The following is a 16947-nucleotide window of genomic DNA, read 5'->3' on the forward strand; positions in this document are numbered from 1 at the left end:
ATCGTGGGTGCCCGCCTTCGCGGGCATGACGGGTGGGGGGGAGGCGGCCGTGCTGGCCGTCAACGGCCTGCGGTCCCCACTGCCCCCGCCACCGCCATCGCTACCGTCATCCTCGCGAAAGCGAGGACCCACGCCAGCCACAACAGCATGTCCATCATGGGTGTTGATCGTAGGTGTCGATCGTGGGTGCCCGCCTTCGCGGGCATGACGGGTGGGGGGGGAGGGGGCCGTGCTGGCGCGGGCTCAGCGCGCGCCCTGCAGCCGCAGCGTCTCGCCGTGCTTCAGCACGGTGAAGGCCGCGTCGGCCAGACCGAGCTGGCGCCGCGCCGCGGCCAGGTCGCGCGGCGCCTGGTCCAGCGGCTCGTCGCACAGGCCCTCGAAGGTGCCCCAGTGCACGCCGACCGAGCGCCTGGCGCCCAGATCGAGGTGGATCTGCGCCGCGTCGGCCGGGTTGACATGCTGGCCGCGCATGAACTCGCGTGGCTCGTAGCAGCCGACCGGGATCAGCGCCAGGTCGAAGCCGCCGCGGGCGGCGAAATGCTGGCGGATGTCGGTGAAGTCGCGGCTGTAGCCGGTGTCGCCGGTGTAGATCAGCCGGAAATCGGGCGCCAGCACCGCGAAGCCGCCCCAGAGCGTCTGCTGCCGGTCGAAGGGCGTGCGGCTGGACCAGTGCTTGGCGGGCGTCAGCACGAACTCGACGCCGCGCTCGGCATGCGACTGCCACCAGTCCAGTTCGATCACCCGCAGCCCGGCCAGGCCCAGGTCGTCGAACCAGGCCTTAAGCCTCAGCGGCACGATGAACAGCGGCGCGCCGCCCGGCTGCGCCGCCAGCGCCCGCACCGAGGCCTCGTCGAGGTGGTCGTAGTGGTTGTGCGAGACCAGCACCACGTCGATGTGCGGCAGCTGTGCCGGCGTCAGCGGCAGCGCGACAACGCGCTTCGGCCCGGCCCAGGACACCGGCGAGGCGCGCTCGGAGAACTGCGGGTCGGTCAGCACCGCCAGGCCGCCGAGCCGCGCCAGCACCGTCGAGTGGCCGATCCAGGTGATGTTGGGCTCGGGCGACTGCAGGTCGGGCGCGACCACCGGCAGCGGCGGCTGCGGGCGCGGCGGATCCTGGCGGCTCAGCTGCCAGCGCCAGACCTCCCACTGCGACTTGTCGATGGTGCTGCCGTCGCGGTTGCGAAAGCCCTCGGCGGTATGGTGAGCAGGCCGTGCGGCGGCGGCAGGCGCGTGTTCCCGGTCGCTGGCGGTGGCCCACCAGGCCGAACCCAGGCCGAGTGCGGCCAGCAGCGCCAGACCGGCCGGCCAGAGCCGGCGCCGGCGGCGCTGCACGAAGAGGAGGCGCTTCATCGGGCGCAGGCCGGAACCGCGCCGGATCACAGCATGCGCGCGATCAGCGCGCCTTCGCTCGGACCCTCCAGCGGCACCCAGACCCGCACCGGGCTGCCCGGCGCCACCTCGACCGGTGCGCCCTCCAGGCTGGTCATGCGCTCGAGCCTGACGCGGCGGTTGCCCGCGGGGTGGATGACCTCCAGCGTGTCGCCGACCGCGAAGCGGTTCTTGGTCTCGACCTCGGCCCAGCCGTCCTCGCGAACGCTCTTGACCTCGCCGACGAACTGGCTGCGGTGCGCCACCGAGTGGCCGGTGAGGTAGTTCTGGTAGTCCTGGCTCGGGCGGCGCTCGAGCAGGCCGCCGGTGTAGCCGCGGTTGGCCAGGCCTTCGAGCTCGAGCAGCAGCTCGGGGTTGAAGGGCCGGCCGGCCACCGCGTCGTCGATGGCGCGGCGGTAGACCTGCGCGGTGCGCGCGACGTAGTAGAGGCTCTTGGTGCGGCCCTCGATCTTCAGCGAATCGACACCGATCTTCGCCAGCCGGGCCACATGCTCGACGGCACGCAGGTCCTTGCTGTTCATGATGTAGGTGCCGTGCTCGTCTTCCATGATCGGCATGAGCTGGCCGGGGCGCTCTTTTTCTTCGAGCAGGTAGACGCGATCGGCCAGCGGGTGGCGCGAGCCGCCGCCGCAGGTCGAGGTGGCGGCGAAGGCGCTCTCGGCCTCCTGCTGAGCGGCGGCGAAGTCGAAGTCGCTCTCCAGCTTCGTCGGCTGGGCGTCGCCGGCGTCGCTGGCCTGGTCGTCGGCGGCATGGGTCTTGTAGTCCCAGCGGCAGGCGTTGGTGCAGGTGCCCTGGTTGGGATCGCGGCGGTTGAAGTAGCCCGACAGCAGGCAGCGGCCCGAGTAGGCGATGCACAGCGCGCCGTGCACGAAGACCTCGAGCTCCATGTCCGGGCAGTCCTGGCGGATCGACTCGATCTCGTCGAGGCTGAGCTCGCGCGACAGGATGATGCGGCTGATGCCGGCGCGCTGCCAGAACTTCACCGTCGCCGAGTTGGTGGTGTTGGCCTGGACCGAGAGGTGGATCTGCACCTCGGGCCACTTCTCGCGCACCTGCATGATCAGGCCGGGGTCGGCCATGATCAGCGCGTCGGGCTTGAGCGCGATGACCGGCTCGATGTCGCGCAGGTAGGTGCGCACCTTGTCGTTGTGCGCGATCAGGTTGCTGGTGACGAAGAACTTGCGGCCCCGGGCATGTGCCTCGGCGATGCCCTGGCCGATCTGTTCGAGCCGGAACTCGTTGTTGCGCGCTCGCAAGGAGTAGCGCGGCTGGCCGGCATAGACGGCGTCGGCGCCGAAGTCGTAGGCGGCGCGCATCTTGGCGAGCGAGCCGGCGGGGAGCAGCAGTTCGGGGGAGAAGGCGGTGTTCACCCCGCCATTGTCCACGCTGCGCGGGCCTCGGGGACCCGCAGGGCTGTCAGGCCGGCTGGCGGCGCTCGTCCTCGTCGGCCACCGGCGGGACGGCCGCCGCGGCCGAGGCCGGGGCGCTGCGGGCCGGCGCCAGCCGCGCCCAGGACGGCCGCTCGTACAGGAAGCCCAGGCCGAGGCGGCGGGCGATCTCCGCCATCAGCACCGCGCCGCCGATGCAGCCCACCAGCGCCAGCGTGCCCACCAGGCTGTGCTGCTGACCGATGGCCGAGCCGCGCAGCAGCGGCACCAGCACGATCATCGGCAGGTAGAAGCCGAGGTAGACGGTGATCGAGGTGCGTCCCAGGTACTTCAGCAGGCCGGCCCAGCGCTGCTCGCTCACCAGCGCGCTGATGACGACCACCGCGCTGATGCCGGCAAAGCCGAGCACGGTGGTGGCCAGGATGCTCTCGGTGAGCTGCAGCTTGACCAGCGTGCCGTTGATCAGCGCCCAGACGAGCACGATCGCCACCGCACGGCGCCGGTGCGCACGCGCCCAGTCGGCCAGCGCGAAGAAGCGGTCGGCGAAGACATGGCCGGCATAGAAGTAGCCGAAATAGACCCCGAAGCGGTCGACATGGTAGATGCCGGTCTGCAGCGGGAACAGCATCAGCAGCAGGGCCGCAGGCATCAGCAGCCAGACCGGCACCCGGCGCAGCAGCCGGGTGGCGACGAAGTAGACCGACAGCATCATCACGAACCACAGCATCTGGAAGGGGTCGTAGAGCCGCCAGGCCAGATCGGTCAGGGCTTCGGTCGCGCTGGCCGGCGTGTCATGGCCGAGCAGCCAGGTCGCCGGCACCACGATCAGCGTCCACAGCACGAAGAAATACAGGTAGTGGACGACCTTGGTGTCCAGATAGTGGCGCCAGGGACGGTCGATCACCCGCGACAGGAACAGGCCCGAGATCAGGAAGAAGTCGGGCATCCGGAACGGCTTGGCGAAGACCGCGAAATAGCCCAGCCAGCCGGCCTCGCCCCGGTTGACATAGCCCTGCATCTCGCCGACCACCCACATCGTCACCACCGCGACGATGCAGAACCCCTTGGCGAAGTCCACCCAGTCGTGACGACTGCGATGTCCGCCCGACGTGTTGCCATTGCCCTGTCCAGCCATCTTTTCTCTCCCGGCGCTGCGGCCATCGGTTCCAGTCCGAGGCCGAGTCTAGGAGTCGAAATCCGTGGGGATCACTTCGCCCGCAGGGTCGGTGGGTGAGATAGATGTTTCCGCAAGTGATTGATCCGCCGGGGTTTTTCAGGCCAGAGTCAGAACGGCTTCAGCTTGGCTTCAGCTTGATTTTTTCTGGTACTCGATGGTGTCGTCTTGGTGTGCCGGAAGTGGCAATAGCGCTCCCGATACGCAAAATTGCCACGTTGCAAAAAGACGCAAATGTTTCTCGGTTCTTGTGTGTACCCCTGAATTTCAGGGGGTGCGAACGACGCGAGAAAGCCACACCGCCATGCCCTGGGCATTGAGATCGATGTCGAGCGCGAGCAACTCGCGGGCGCGCTCGGCGCTCACCGGGCTGCCGGCGGCCAGCGCGGACGCGACCAGCGTCGCGGCGACCTGCTCCTTCAGCGCAGCCAGCCGGGCGGGCGCGTCGTCGGGCAGGCGCGCCAGCAGGGCCAGACCGTCGGCCTCGAGGCGATCCAGCGTGGCGAGGAACTGCGCCGCCAGCCGCTCGACGCCGTCGACCCGGCCGAAGTGGGTCGGGTACAGGCACTGCGGCTGCATCGCCATCATTCGCTGCACCGAGGTGCGCAGCGCCTCGGGCTCGAACTGAACCGGCGTCGTGCTCGGGAAGATCCAGGCGCCATCCGCGCTGTCGAACTCGCGGTAGCTGATGCCGAAGGTGTCGCCGGTGAACCAGCCGCGGCTGCGCTCGTCCCAGATGCCGTGGTGGTGGCGGGCATGTCCGGGCGTGTCGATCAGCAGCAGCTCGCGCGAGCCGAGCTGGATGCGCAGGCCATCATGGCTATCGACGACGCGCTCGGCCTCGATCGGCTCGATCACGCCGTAGGTCTGGCGCATCACCTCGTCGCCGTAGACCGCACGGGCGCCCTCGACCAATGCAGCCGGATCGATCAGATGGCGTGCGCCGCGCGGATGGATCAGCGCCCGCGCGACGGGCAGATGGCGCATCAGCAGGCCGGCGCCGCCGGCATGGTCCAGATGCACATGGGTCGGGATGACCCAGTCGACCGCCTCGCGCGGCAGGCCGAGCGCGTCGAGCGCTTCGAGCAGCCGCGGCACCGCGGCGTTGTGGCCGGTGTCGATGAAGGCGGCGCGGCCCGCGTCGACGATCAGGTAGGCGGCGTCGAAATTCTCGCGCTCGAAGCCGGTGTCGATCGCGAAGATGCCGTGGCCGAGGTCGGTGGTGTGCGTGGGCAGGGTCATGGGTGGGCGGCGGAGGTGACTGTTGAAACAGCATGCCACGCACCCGCCGGCGCGGCTGTCACCCTCGCTAAGCTGCGGGCATGAAGCTGTTTTTCCGTGCTGTGCCGTCGATCCTGATGCTGGTGGCCGGTGCCGCCGTGGCCACGCCGCCGGGCGATGTGCCCCATGCCGCCGAGGTCGGCGCGGACGCTGGCGTGAAGGACTGGCAGGGCACGCCCTACCAGAGCGGCGGCGACGGCGCCGAGTCGCGCATGGTGCTCGATCGCCGGCTGCGCCAGTTCAATCTGCGCATCCTGCTCTCGGAGGGGCGGCGCTCGGCCTATGTCGCCGGTGCCGAGCTGTCCATCGTCGATGGTCGCGGGCAGGAGCGGCTGCGCCTGACGGACGCCGGCCCCTATGTCGATGTGCGCCTGCCGGCCGGGCGCTATGTCGTGCAGGCCCGCACCGGCGGCCACAGCCGCCAGGCGGTGGTGCAGATCGGCACCGCCGCGCTGGCGCGGGTGCATCTGCACTGGCCGGAATCTCAGGACGAGGCTGCGCCCGCGGCCGGCCCGGGCGCGCTGCCCTGATCCTCGCCGGCCGCGGGAACCGGCCCGAGCTGCAGCTCGATCTCCAGCCGTGCCGCCACATCGCGGCCGTCCCGCCGCGCGGGCAGGAAGCGGGTGGCCTCGAACATGCGCTGCAGCGCCGGCAGCGCGACCGTGTCGATCGGCTCGATCTGCAGCACCTCCAGTCCGACCAGCCGGCCCGAGGCGTCGATGTCCAGCGCCAGGCGCAGCGGCAGGCCGCTGAGCGGCTGCGCGGCCAGCGTCTCGAGCAGCGTGGTGTCGGGTGCCGAGACCGGGCGAGGCGGGAGGTCGATGTCCTCGGCCGCTGTGTCCGATGCGGCGTGGCGTGGTGCTGCGGCGACTTCTGGCGGCGGCCCCTGTCGCGGGGCGCGCTCGGGCGGGGCAGGTGGCTGCGGCGCGGCCAGCCGGATCTGCAGTGGCCTGGGCACGGCGGCCGGTCCGCTCGGCAGCGGCCGGTCCGGCAGTCCTTGCAGCAGCAGCAGATGCAGCAGCAGCACCGGCGCGCCCAGCAGCAGGCCGGGCAGTCTCATTGCTGCATCGGCACTTCGCGCCAGTTCAGCCGGCGCAGCGTGCCACCGCGGCCGAAGGTGCCGGGCTGGTTGCTCACGCCGCCGCCGCTGCGTCCGGCCACCAGCCGCACCTTGCCGCCGATGTTCTTGAAGCTGATGTCCGAGGCCAGTCCGTCGCTCGCGGCGCTCAGCGCGACCGCGTTGCCGCTGCTGTCGGTCAGCATGCTCTTGCCGTCGGCGAAGCTGACCGCCAGCACCCGGCTGCTGCCGGAGGGCGAGCAGGCATCGCCGCCGGGCAGGTTCAGCGCCACGCCGACCAGGCCCTGGGTGACGGTCGGTGCGATGGTCACGCGCTCGGCGATGCCGCCGGAGCCGCTGCCCAGGTCGACGTACCAGCCCATCGGCTGCGTCGGCGCGCTGCCGATGCCGACGAGCAGATCGGTGTTGGCGGCCAGCTTCGCGCGGGTCACGGGCCAGCTCACGCCGCTGGGCAGCGTCGAGTCGGTGTACATCGCGCTGGCGGTGCCGTCGATGAGCGCGTAGAAGCTCTGGGTCTGGGTGCTGGCGATGTCGCTGTCGGCCAGCAGCCGGCCGGTGCCGACCAGCAGGTAGCGCTTGCCGGAGTTCGGCTCGATCATCACCCGCACCGGCGTGGTCACCGGCTGGCCGGTGCCCGCGGCATCGGTCAGCCGGGCGAACTTCAGCGCCGCCGGATAGCTGCCGTTGGCGCGGCTGACATCGATGCGCCAGAGGTTGCCCTGCAGGTCGCCGGCGTAGAGCGCGGTGGCGGTGTAGTCGGTCAGGTCCGGGATGAAGGCGGTGACATGCGCGACGTCGTAGGGCGCGGCCAGCGTGCTGCCGGAGAGCGTGATCTTTTCGTAGAGCGCGCCGGTCTTCGGGTTGAGCAGGTGGATCGAGGCGCTGCCGTCGGGCGTGTTGTAGCCGGAGGCGATGACCACGGTCCAGCCGTACTTGGCGGTCTTGACCACCCGTGCGTCGCCGTGACCGTAGCCCAGCGAGGCGTCGGTGTATTCCCACAGCACCTTGCCGGCCATCGTTTCCTCGCTGGTCCAGCTGTCGGGCTGGGTCACGTCGATCGCGTAGTAGCCGCGACCGCCGCTGCCCAGGCCGCCGATCAGGACCGTGCGCCAGTCCGAGGTGCTCGCTGCCGGCTTGGCACCGCCGACGCGGGCGAAGTCGACATCGAAGGCCAGCGGCGTGGCGTCGACATACGGGCGGTGCTCGTAGGACGGGTTGCCCAGCGCCGCCAGGCCGCGGGTGGCGGCGGTGCTGCTGTCGCCATAGACGAAGCTGGGCACATAGGCGAACAGCTCGCTGCCGGCGGTGGTGCCCGACAGGCTGCCGTCGAAGGCATGCATCATGCCGTCGTTGGCGCCGACATAGACGACGGTGCGCCGTCCCGAGAGGCTGCGCCGGAAGGTGTTGTAGCCCGGATTGCTCGCGTCGAAGTAGGGCGCCGAGGGCGCGCCGACCGCGTTGACCTTCGAGTTGACGATGTCGCCCAGCACCGCGCTGCGGCTGCGGTACACGCCGCCGGCGGACTGCTCGCGGGTGCGGTCGCCGCGCAGATAGTCCAGGAAGTTCGCCGCCGACTGCGCGGTGGCCTCCACCCCCGGCACCGCGGCGAACGAGGCGTAGTGGGTGCGCGGCGACAGGGCCGCTGCGCTCAGGCTGGCGCTGCGAAAGGGCAGGGCGGCGCCGGTGGCGGTGCAGCAGGTGACGATCCTGCGGTTCGTCGGCAGGGTCGAGGCCAGCCGCGTGCGTGCGTTCCAGACCTCGGTGGACGAGGGCGTGCCATCGCTGGCGTAGCTGACCGACAGCCCCAGCAGCGTGCCGGTCCAGGTGCTCGGGTCGTAGCTGGCCGCATAGCTGGCGTTGCCGCTGGCCGCCTCGTTCAGCGAGGTCGACGCGAAGGCGGTCGAGGTGGCGGCCGAGGCCTGCTGGGCGATCTTCGCGAAGGCCTTGGTCAGCCCGGAGACCATCTGCGCGGCCAGGCCGCCGGTGTAGTAGTTGTCCGGGCGCAGGTTCGCGCCGACGGTGTCGGTGTTCGTGTACCAGGCGCTCTGCGGGATCGTCGTGCTCGAATTGGTGCTGGCGTAGGGCTGGAAGCCGCCGGGCACCTCGAAGCCGCCGTACTTGGCGGCCAGCCAGAACTGGTTCCTGGGCAGGTAGTACTGGTTCTCCAGCACGTCGACCCAGAAGGTGTTGATCGTCTGCGCGCCGCTCAGGTCGCTGCGCAGGTCGTTGGTGTGTGCGTGGTAGGCCAGGCCGGCGATGAAGTAGCTGTTGTTGCGCCCGGACGAGTAGCTGCCCAGATTGGCGATGCCCTCGAGCTGGCCGACCATGTCGGTGGCCTTCTTCACGTCGATCGCGGTGTCGGCGGCGACCTCGGTCGGCATCGACGGCTCGGCGCTGGTGCGGATGGTGCTGCCCTGCAGGTTGGCGTCGTTCCAGGTGTTGACGTCGCCGATGCCGATGATGAAGTTCTTCTGGCAGCTGTAGACGATCGGGTCGTCCCAGCGGGTGATGACCGGAAAGCCGTCGATCACGTTGTTGAGCGCGGCCGTCGTGCCGATGCCGCTCAGGCTGCTGTAGGACGCCACCGGGCCGAGCTTGCGGTAGTAGCGCAGCCCGGCGTAGTAGAGCTCGCCGAGCGGGTCGTAGCTCTTGTAGACGCCGGTCGCCGAGCCGAAGCGGTTGAGGTAGTTCATCACGCCGCTGTGCTGCAGCGTCGGTGTCAGTCCGGTCTGTGCCTGCGCGAAGGCGATGGTGTCGCTGGTGTCGGCGGTGTCGGGGTTGGCCAGCATGATGCCGGTGCTGCCGTCCCACTCGGCCACGCTGTTGCCGATCGCGCTGGAGCCCGGCACCGGCTGGGTCGGGCCGATGTATTTCATGCGCGCGCGCATCACGCCGCCGTCGCGGTAGTAGCCGTCGTTCAGATAGCCGAAGGCCGAGTAGCGCAGCTTCGAGGCGTACTTCTGCATCAGGCCTTCAGGCTTGTAGATGGGGCTGGCGGTGGTGCCGTACTTCGTGCAGTTGCTCTCCAGTCCGACCAGCGGATCGCAGACCTTGGGCTGGATGTAGATCCGGTAGGGCGTGCGGCTGGCGATCGTGCCGCCCAGGCCGGACTGGTTGCTGTAGTCGACGGTCGCGGCCAGCGGGGCGCTGCAGCTGTTGTAGACCGATCCGCCGGTCGAATGGGTCAGCGCCGCGCCCGAGCAGGTGGTGACGCTGCTCTGGGTGTTGGTGCAGACATGGGTGTAGCTGGCGCCGCCGTTGCTGGTGCTGCGGCTGCAGCTCAGCGTGGTCTGCGGTGTGGTGGTGTTGACCGAGCAGGAATTGCCCGTGGCTGCGATTCGGCAGTAGGGCGAGGAGGCGCCGGTGCCGCACCAGACATCGGTGGTGCGGTCGGCGTTCAGGCCAAAGGTGCATTCCAGCGGCGCGTCGGTGCTGACCGTCATCGCCACGCCGTGGCCGTTGATCGCGGTGACGACCGCGGCCGAGGTGAAGGGCGTGGCGCCGCTGACGCTGGCCACAGTGGGCGTGACCTTGTCGGGGAAGTAGCCCCAGCCGGGATGGCGGGTCTTCTGCAGGATGGTCTGCGTGCTGGTGTCGACCTTGCGCGTGCCGCCGGTCATGGCCCAGCGGAAGGCGTCGAGCGTCTGGGTCGAGGCCCAGTTCAGCCAGTTGCCGCTCCACAGCGGCAGCAGCGCGGTCGAGACGCAGGTGCGGGTGCTCGTCAGGCTGTGGGGGGCGAAGTGGCTGTCGGCCGGTGTCGTCGCGTTGTGGATGTAGCGGTAGCACTTGCCCGGATCGAAGTAGCCGATGTAGCTGGTGGCGCTGCTGTAGGCGCTGGTGTTCAGATAGGCCGGCGTGCTGGCGGTCGGCCACTCGACCGACAGCGCCAGCAGCAGGTTGCCCGGCACGCTGGTCGAGGAGAACAGCGGCGCGTCGGCCAGATCGATGGCGCGTGCGGGTGCGGGGGCGAGCAGCAGGGCCAGCATCTGCAGCGGCGCGAGCAGGGCCGGTGCGATGCGGCGCCACCAGCGCGGGAATCGTTCGGCGGACATCATGGGGGGCTCCGGAAAGGGCGGGTAGGTCAGCGGTTCAGCGGTGTTCAGCGTGTCATTCAGCGCGTCAGGGTAGTCTGGAAGAAGGCCTGGGTGCCGCGCGGGCCGGTGGCGCGCACGCTCACCCGCAGCACCGGCCGCACCTCGGACTTGACCAGGCGGTAGCGGTCATCGGCGGCGCTGTCGAGCAGGCTGCTGTCGATCGCGCAGGCGGTGGCCAGCACCTCGCCCTCGGCCAGGCAGAGCCGGTCGATGACCCAGCGCACCGTCACGCCGCTGGCGCTGTCGACCAGATCGGCGCCGGTCATGCCGGCCGCGGCGAAGGCCGCGTCGCTCAGCAGCAGCGTCGGAATGCCCTGGGCATTGCTGGCCAGACGGCGGGCGGAGTAGTTGGCCGAACCCAGCGAGCTTTGCCGGGCCGCCTCGGTCGACAGCGCGCCGCTGGCCAGCAGCAGCCGCGCCTGCGCGAAGCCGCGCTCGGCCTGGTTGATCAGGTCGCGGCGCTGGCCGTACTGGCCGGCCTGCAGCAGCCCGACATCCAGCGCGCGGATCAGCGACAGCGCGCCCGCCAGCATCACCGCCAGCGCGATCAGCGTGAACAGCAGCGCCAGGCCCCGCATGCGGCGGCCAGGAAGACGGGGGCGGGCCTTCATGGCAGCATCAGCAGGTTGCGCATCGGCACGGTGATCTCCAGCGTGCGGTAGCGGAAGAGCCGCTCGGCCTTCGTCAGCGAGAGCGTCTGGCTCAGGCTGCCGCCCAGATCGGCGAACAGGGTCAGCGTGGCGTCGGTGGGCGGCTTCTTCTCGTCGGCATCCGGGTCGGGGCGGGCCGAGCGCATCACCAGGCCGACACGCATCGCCACGATGGTGCGCAGTCGTGCGTTGGCGGCGGCCGAGCCGTCCATCAGCGTGGCGATGGCGTAGTCGCCGCTGGCGGTGGTCCAGCGGTCGAGCACCCGGTCGCCATCGGTGTCGATGCCGTAGCGCGCGTGCAGCGCGAACACGCCGTCGGCCAGGGCCTGCAGCGCCGGCGTGCTGGCCTGCAGCAGGTCGTAGGTGGCCAGCAGTCCGCCGTCGCCGACGCCGACGAGCAGCATCAGCGGCGGATTGCCGTTGCCGACATGGCCGATCGCATGCGCGGTGGCCGAGGTGGAGAAGCTGGTCAGCGCTGCGCTGTCGACGGTGGCCGCGTAGTAGGTGCCGGCCAGCGGCACGCTGCCGCGCCCGGCGCTGGCGTCGAAGCTGGCGGAGACCTCGCTGATCAGGCAGGGTGCGGTGCCGGTGGCCGCCGGCTGGCGGTCGCCGATCAGCAGCATCTCGCCGCTGCTCAGGCCCACGGTGCTGTCGAGGTTCAGGGTGGTGGCGCTGGCATCGCCGGCAAAGCCCATCGGCATTTCCGACTGGCCGCTCTGGCCGCTCATCAGGATCAGCACGTCGGAGGCGCGCCCGCTGAGGTCGGGCGTGGTCTGGCCGGCGGCGATCAGCGCCGGTGCGAGCCGGAACACGCCGCTGCTGCCGGTGCTGACCGCGGCGAAGGGCGCCGGCAGCGGCGAGCCCGACGGCCGCGGCAGGATCTGGGTGCCCGATCGCACCGCATGCAGCCGGCAGCCGAACAGGTGCGAGGCCGACTGCGCATAGCCCGAGCCGGCGCTGCGCAGCATCCGGTCGAGCTGCGACATCGCATGTGCGCCGACCTGCAGGGTGTCGCCGCCGTCGAGCGTGCGCCGACGGCTGGTCTCGCTGGCGCCCAGCACGCCGACCACCGCCAGCGTGATGAAGGCGCCGATCAGCAGCGCCACCAGCAGCTCGACCAGCGTCAGGCCGGCCTGATGCCCGTGTTGATGCCCGTATCTCGGCCTCATGGCAGCACCACCCGTGTCTGGTACTGGTGGCTGCCCAGCGCCGCATCGCGCGAGGGCGGCCGCCAGCGCACGGTGATGGTGACGCCGCCGCCGCTGTCGGGCGTGCCGACCGTGCCGGTCGCATTGGGCAGGCCGTGGGTGGCGCTGTCCTGCACCTGGGCCTGCCAGGTGGCGATCACGCTGGCCGGCAGGCTGACGCTGCCGCGCAGCCACATCTCGCTGCCGAGGCGCTCGGCCAGCAGCGCCGCGCGCAGCCGGTCCTCGGCGTCGACCGCATGCTGCAGCGCCCGGCCATGCAGCGCGGCCAGCCCGAGCACGCCGATCGACAGCACCAGCAGCGCCACCAGCACCTCGATCAGCGACACGCCCCGGGCCGGACGCCGCCATCTCGTGCCGGGGCGAGGGGAGGGGGTCGCGGAAGACATCGTCCTGCTCCTTCCGGTCGGCTCAGCAGCCGTCGGTCTGGCCGGCCGCCAGGGAGCGCGCCGGGTCGCAGACGCGCACCCGCCCGCCGGCGAAGACATGCACCTCGAGCGGTCGATCGGCGCCGGCGGCGCTGGCGCGGTAGACGATCGGGCTGTCCAGCGCGGTCGGCGCGCTGCAGTTCGCGCCCAGCCCGGTGCTGCTGCTGCTGACCGGCCGGCCGATCATGTTGAAGCACACGAGGGCCGGGCCGCTCAGCGTGACCTGCTCCTGCCGGGCCTGCGAGCTGCCCAGGATGAAGAGCGTGCTGTCGCCGGTCGCCTCGCCGGCCAGGCGGGGCAGGGCCTGCGCGAACCAGGCGCTGCCATCCGCGCCAGGCGCGGCGCCGAGGTCGGGCACGCCGGCAGTCAGCGCGAACACCGTCAGCCGGTTGCGCCGCAGCGCTTCGGCCTGGGTCAGGCGCAGGTCGTTGCCGATCCGCTCGGCCACGCCGCGTACCCGTGCATTGGCCGCCCAGGTGGCCAGCGGCGGGGTGGCGGCCAGCAGCAGCAGCGCCAGCACGCCCAGCGTCACCAGCAGCTCCACCAGCGTGAAGCCGCCGGGCCGGGCGGGCCCGCGTCGGTGCGCGGAGGGCTCAGGCTTCAGCATGTTCTCCCGGCGCGCAGGATCCAGCAGCCCGCGGGGGCCGTGCCCCAGTCGGCCGGCAGCGCGGTGCTGCGCTCGCGGCCGTTCTGGTCGAGGGTGTAGGCGAAGCCGGCGGTCGGGCCGCTGCCGGTGGCGGTGAGGGTGTAGCTCGAGGCGCTGGGCGCGCTGGCGCAGGCCACCGTGAAGCTGGCGACCGTGCGGCTCTCGGTGCAGGGGCCGCCGGCGTAGCTGCCGTTGCTGAGGAAATGCTGCTCCATCGCCGCACGCGCCTCGGACAGCGCCCGGGTGGCCTGGGCCACCTCGCCGCGCTGCACATGGCGGCGGTAGCTCGGGTAGGCGAAGGCCGCGAGGATGCCGATCACGGTGATGACGATCATCAGCTCCACCAGGGTGAAGCCGCGCGGCACCCCCTCGGGCGCATCGGGACGGGAAGGAACAGGGCTCACGATCACGGCTCTCCGGGCAGGCTGCGAGCGCGGGGCTCGTCCCGGGTTTGCGGCTGTCCGGGCTCCGAACTTGAGCGGAAGGAAACGCCTGCGTGCCGCGCTTATCCCGGCGGTGCCCGCCCGGCGTGGCGCTTAGCCTCGGGCCGTTTTCTCGTCGTCTTGTTTGTCTTCAGCGGAGCCTCCTGGATGAACCCGAAGCCCCCCCGCGGGCGCTGGCTGCATGGCTGGCGCTGGCTCGCGCTGGCCGTCGCGGCCCAGCCCTGGGTGCTGTGCGCGCAGCCCGCGCCCACAGGCGCGCGGGTGCTGTCGAGCGGTGGCGATGGGCCAGGGGCCTCGGTCGCGCTGGGCGGATCGATGGGCGAGCAGGTGGTGCTGATCATCGACGGCCGCACCCGGGTGGTCCGGGTGGGCGAGACGGTCGACGGCATGGTGGTGCGCCGCGCGCCCGGCGGTGCGCTGCTGCTGGAGACCGGCCCGGGCCAGGCACTGCAGCGGCTGGGCAGCACGCCGGTGCGGGTGGGCGGCGCGCCCGTGCGCGGCACACTGACGCCAGAGCGGCTGGTGCTGCAGGCCGGCGGCGACCGGCTCTACCGCGGCGAGGGCGAGATCAACGGCCGCGCGATCAGCGGCGTGGTCGACACCGGTGCCAGCGTGATGGTGGTGCCGGCGGCGCAGGCGCGCCGGCTCGGTCTGCCGGAGCGTGGCGGCCTTGAGGTCGATGTGCAGACCGCCGCCGGACGCAGCGTCGGGCGGCGGGTGAAGATCGAGCGCGTGCGGCTCGGGCCGCTGGAGGCCCGCGATGTCGACGCGGTCGTCATCGATGTCGATCTGCCCTATGTGCTGTACGGCAACAGCTTCCTGCAGGACTTTCACCTGCAGTGGGGGCAGGGGCGGCTGACGCTGTCGGTGGCGCCGCCGCCCTGAGACCAGGCCTGAGACCAGGCCTGAGGTCGATCAGCTGCCGATGCGGCCGCCGTCGTTCTTGGTGATGACGATGGTGGCCGAGCGCGGGCGCTTGCCGGCGCCATAGCCGGCGTTCGACGGCCACTGGCTGGTGTACTTCGTCGGGTCGGCCACGTCGGCCATCTTCGTGCCTTCGCCCGGGTGCTGGATGTTGATGAACATCGTCTTGCCGTCCGGCGTCTCGGCCAGGCCGGTGATCTCGCAGTCCTTCGGGCCGACCAGGAAGCGCTTGAGCGTGTCGGCGGTCGGGGCCTTGCCGATGAAGGTGTCGACGCTCAGCGCGGTGCTGTGCGGCAGCGTCTTCTTCGCGCCGTCGCCGACGGTGCCGGGAATGCCCGCCAGCATCATGCAGTTGGTCACGTCGGTGTAGGCGCCGTCGTCGGTCTGGATCCAGCAGATGCCGGTGGACTTGCTGAACTTCAGGCCGTCCGGGCTGGAGAAGTCCTGGTCGGCGGTCAGGCTGGAGAGGTTGATCAGGCCGGTGTCGGCGTCGGCCTGGGCGCCGAACAGGTAGATGTCCCAGGTGAAGGTGGTGGCCGCGGCACTGCCGGCGGCTTCCTTCACGCGCAGGATGTGGCCGTTGGGGTTGCCCTGCTGTGCCGTCGTGCCCTTCATGTCGGTGTAGGCGCGCGGGTTGGCGCTGTCGGGCACGAGCTGGGTGCTGCTGCCGGCGGTCGGGCTGACGCGGCGGTTGCTGTTGTTGGTCAGCGTGAAGTAGATCTCGCCGCTGGTCGGGTGGGTGGCGCACCACTCCGGACGGTCCATCTTCGTGGCGCCCACCGCGTCGGCGGCCAGGCGGCAGTTGACGCGGATGTCGGCCTCGTCGGCGAAGGCGTAGGTGGTGTAGGTCGAGGGGATCGCGGCCTTGTTCAGCTCGATCCACTGGCCGGTGCCGTCGCTGGCGAACTTGGCGACATACAGCTTGCCGCTGTCGAGGTACTTCGCGCCGGTGGCCAGGCGGTCGGTGGGGTTGGCGTCGGCGGCTGCCCAGGCAGCGTCGGAGACGAACTTGTAGATGTACTCGTTGCGCGAGTCATCGCCCATGTAGACCGCGAGCTTCTCGCCGGCCTTCGGCAGCGAGAAGACGGCGCTCTCGTGCGCGAAGCGGCCCAGCGCGGTGCGCTTGACCAGGCGGCTGGTCGGCTTGTAGGGGTCCATCTCGACGATGTAGCCCATGCCGTTCATCTCGTTGCGGTAGTCGTCGCTGCCGTCGGTCGAGGTGCCGGTCTTGGCGTTGATCCAGCGGGCGTAGATGTCGGCGCTGCCGGCGGACTCCCAGCCGTGGCGCGAGGCGGCGCCTTCGGCGCGGCCGTAGCGCTTGAGCGCCACGACCGACTTGTCGTTGCCGCGGGCCAGGTCGTCACCGGCCGGGCGGGTGAAGTAGCCGAACCAGTTCTCTTCGCCGGTCAGGAAGCTGCCCCACGGCGTCTGGCCGGTGCCGCAGTTGTTCAGCGTGCCGCGGGTGCGGGTGCCGTCGACCGAGTACTTGGTCTTCAGCAGCGCATGGCCCTTGGCCGGACCGCCGATGTCGACTTCGGTCAGCGCGGTGACGCGGCGGTTGAAGCTCGAGTTCTGCACATAGGCCCAGGTGCTGCCGGTCTTCTTGACCTCGACCACCGCGACGCCGTGAATGGCGACTTCCTTGTCCACTTCCGAAGCCGGGCGAGGCAGCGTCTTGGTGCCGCCGTCGGTGTGCAGGAAGAAGGACGACAGCGTCTCGTCGGTGGTGGCCTCGTGGTTGATGGCGAGCAGGCCGCGATCGTTGGCGCTGGTCGAGGGCTGGCCGTCAGCCGACAGGCCGAACCATTCCATGCCGTCGTGGTGGTCGCCGCCGCGGTTGCCGTAGTCGGTGTCGGTGCCGTCGTTCTTGTAGGCGGCGGCCGAGGCGGTCAGCGGATCGCCCAGCGCGTAGACGACGGTGGCGCTGTAGCCGGCGGCCAGCGTCACCTGATCGGCCATGCCCTTGGGCACGGCGGTGAAGCCGAGCTTCGACAGCGCGCCGGCGTCCGGCGTGGTCGGCGCCGGGGTGTCGTCGTCGCCGCCGCCGCAGCCGGCCAGCGCGACGCTGCCGAACAGGGCGGTGGCCGCGGTGCCGACGCTGCCGCGCAGCAGGCCGCGACGGCTCAGACGCGCGTCCAGGACCGTGGCGAAATGCGGGTTGTCGCTGGTGTTGCTGTCCTCTTCGGCGCGAGCGGCGAGGTGGCTGAGGTCGACGGGCTTGTTCATGGCGGAGGGTTGCTGTCGGGT

The 16947-nt window shown here is 70.9% G+C and carries 14 protein-coding genes; 2 read left to right on the forward strand and 12 right to left on the reverse strand.

The window, feature by feature from the left end:
• Window positions 1-243: 243 nt before the first annotated feature.
• From BW996_RS03615 to BW996_RS03630, 4 genes are all read right to left on the reverse strand, one after another.
• The gene (locus BW996_RS03615) at window positions 244-1350 is read right to left on the reverse strand and encodes an MBL fold metallo-hydrolase (protein ID WP_037478260.1); all 1107 of its coding nucleotides are present in this window, start codon (window positions 1348-1350) and stop codon (window positions 244-246) included.
• Window positions 1351-1376: 26 nt separating this feature from the next.
• On the reverse strand, window positions 1377-2759 hold the full coding sequence (gene trhP / locus BW996_RS03620; RefSeq protein WP_139330728.1) for a prephenate-dependent tRNA uridine(34) hydroxylase TrhP: 1383 nt from the start codon (window positions 2757-2759) through the stop codon (window positions 1377-1379).
• A gap of 46 nt (window positions 2760-2805) precedes the next feature.
• Entirely contained in the window at window positions 2806-3912 is a 1107-nt protein-coding gene (locus tag BW996_RS03625; RefSeq protein ID WP_076458635.1) for an acyltransferase family protein, read from the reverse strand.
• Between the two features lie 306 nt (window positions 3913-4218).
• Window positions 4219-5193, reverse strand: coding sequence for an MBL fold metallo-hydrolase (locus BW996_RS03630; protein ID WP_037478212.1), 975 nt, complete (start codon window positions 5191-5193; stop codon window positions 4219-4221).
• Window positions 5194-5273: 80 nt separating this feature from the next.
• On the opposite strand from BW996_RS03630, the gene BW996_RS03635 reads away from it, so the two are divergent.
• Window positions 5274-5762, forward strand: a complete 489-nt coding sequence (locus BW996_RS03635) for a hypothetical protein (protein WP_037478214.1) — start codon at window positions 5274-5276, stop codon at window positions 5760-5762.
• Here the strand turns inward: BW996_RS03635 and BW996_RS03640 are convergent.
• From BW996_RS03640 to BW996_RS03670, 7 genes are read right to left on the reverse strand one after another with little or no spacing between them, the layout of a single operon-like run.
• Complete coding sequence (locus tag BW996_RS03640; RefSeq protein WP_037478216.1) at window positions 5717-6292, reverse strand: hypothetical protein; 576 nt, start codon at window positions 6290-6292, stop codon at window positions 5717-5719. The two genes, BW996_RS03635 and BW996_RS03640, sit on opposite strands and share 46 nt — an antisense overlap.
• Window positions 6289-10362, reverse strand: a complete 4074-nt coding sequence (locus tag BW996_RS03645) for a pilus assembly protein (RefSeq protein WP_162177944.1) — start codon at window positions 10360-10362, stop codon at window positions 6289-6291. The genes BW996_RS03640 and BW996_RS03645 overlap by 4 nt, the downstream gene beginning before the upstream one ends.
• Before the next feature lie 59 nt (window positions 10363-10421).
• Entirely contained in the window at window positions 10422-11015 is a 594-nt protein-coding gene (locus tag BW996_RS03650) for a hypothetical protein (RefSeq protein WP_139330729.1), read from the reverse strand.
• Window positions 11012-12223: a PilW family protein gene (locus BW996_RS03655; protein ID WP_037478220.1), complete on the reverse strand. Its 1212-nt coding sequence runs from the start codon at window positions 12221-12223 to the stop codon at window positions 11012-11014. Before BW996_RS03655 ends, BW996_RS03650 begins: the two co-directional genes overlap by 4 nt.
• Entirely contained in the window at window positions 12220-12648 is a 429-nt protein-coding gene (gene pilV, locus BW996_RS03660) for a type IV pilus modification protein PilV (protein WP_076458639.1), read from the reverse strand. The genes BW996_RS03655 and pilV overlap by 4 nt, the downstream gene beginning before the upstream one ends.
• A 22-nt stretch (window positions 12649-12670) precedes the next feature.
• On the reverse strand, window positions 12671-13294 hold the full coding sequence (locus BW996_RS03665) for a prepilin-type N-terminal cleavage/methylation domain-containing protein (protein WP_051631530.1): 624 nt from the start codon (window positions 13292-13294) through the stop codon (window positions 12671-12673).
• Window positions 13288-13737 (reverse strand): type IV pilin protein, encoded by a 450-nt coding sequence (locus BW996_RS03670; RefSeq protein WP_162177945.1) that lies wholly within the window; start codon window positions 13735-13737, stop codon window positions 13288-13290. The genes BW996_RS03665 and BW996_RS03670 overlap by 7 nt, the downstream gene beginning before the upstream one ends.
• Before the next feature lie 186 nt (window positions 13738-13923).
• Between BW996_RS03670 and BW996_RS20970 the strand changes: the two genes are divergently transcribed.
• The gene (locus tag BW996_RS20970; RefSeq protein WP_051631531.1) at window positions 13924-14661 is read left to right on the forward strand and encodes a retropepsin-like aspartic protease family protein; all 738 of its coding nucleotides are present in this window, start codon (window positions 13924-13926) and stop codon (window positions 14659-14661) included.
• A 30-nt stretch (window positions 14662-14691) separates the two neighbouring features.
• Here BW996_RS20970 and BW996_RS03680 read toward each other — a convergent pair whose 3' ends face one another.
• Complete coding sequence (locus BW996_RS03680) at window positions 14692-16926, reverse strand: PhoX family protein (RefSeq protein WP_037478224.1); 2235 nt, start codon at window positions 16924-16926, stop codon at window positions 14692-14694.
• Between the last annotated feature and the right edge of the window lie 21 nt (window positions 16927-16947).

This window comes from Sphaerotilus natans, from assembly GCF_900156335.1.
GTDB classification, from domain to species: Bacteria; Pseudomonadota; Gammaproteobacteria; order Burkholderiales; family Burkholderiaceae_C; genus Sphaerotilus; species Sphaerotilus natans.

Excerpts from the sequence above, each read along its gene's own strand:
- BW996_RS03615 (WP_037478260.1), bottom strand. The coding sequence starts at position 1,350 with ATGAAGCGCCTCCTCTTCGTGCAGCGCCGCCGGCGCCGGCTCTGGCCG.
- BW996_RS03625 (WP_076458635.1), bottom strand. The coding sequence starts at position 3,912 with ATGGCTGGACAGGGCAATGGCAACACGTCGGGCGGACATCGCAGTCGT.
- BW996_RS03630 (WP_037478212.1), bottom strand. The coding sequence starts at position 5,193 with ATGACCCTGCCCACGCACACCACCGACCTCGGCCACGGCATCTTCGCG.
- BW996_RS03635 (WP_037478214.1), top strand. The coding sequence starts at position 5,274 with ATGAAGCTGTTTTTCCGTGCTGTGCCGTCGATCCTGATGCTGGTGGCC.
- BW996_RS03640 (WP_037478216.1), bottom strand. The coding sequence starts at position 6,292 with ATGAGACTGCCCGGCCTGCTGCTGGGCGCGCCGGTGCTGCTGCTGCAT.
- BW996_RS03645 (WP_162177944.1), bottom strand. The coding sequence starts at position 10,362 with ATGTCCGCCGAACGATTCCCGCGCTGGTGGCGCCGCATCGCACCGGCC.
- BW996_RS03650 (WP_139330729.1), bottom strand. The coding sequence starts at position 11,015 with ATGAAGGCCCGCCCCCGTCTTCCTGGCCGCCGCATGCGGGGCCTGGCG.
- BW996_RS03655 (WP_037478220.1), bottom strand. The coding sequence starts at position 12,223 with ATGAGGCCGAGATACGGGCATCAACACGGGCATCAGGCCGGCCTGACG.
- pilV (WP_076458639.1), bottom strand. The coding sequence starts at position 12,648 with ATGTCTTCCGCGACCCCCTCCCCTCGCCCCGGCACGAGATGGCGGCGT.
- BW996_RS03665 (WP_051631530.1), bottom strand. The coding sequence starts at position 13,294 with ATGCTGAAGCCTGAGCCCTCCGCGCACCGACGCGGGCCCGCCCGGCCC.
- BW996_RS20970 (WP_051631531.1), top strand. The coding sequence starts at position 13,924 with ATGAACCCGAAGCCCCCCCGCGGGCGCTGGCTGCATGGCTGGCGCTGG.
- BW996_RS03680 (WP_037478224.1), bottom strand. The coding sequence starts at position 16,926 with ATGAACAAGCCCGTCGACCTCAGCCACCTCGCCGCTCGCGCCGAAGAG.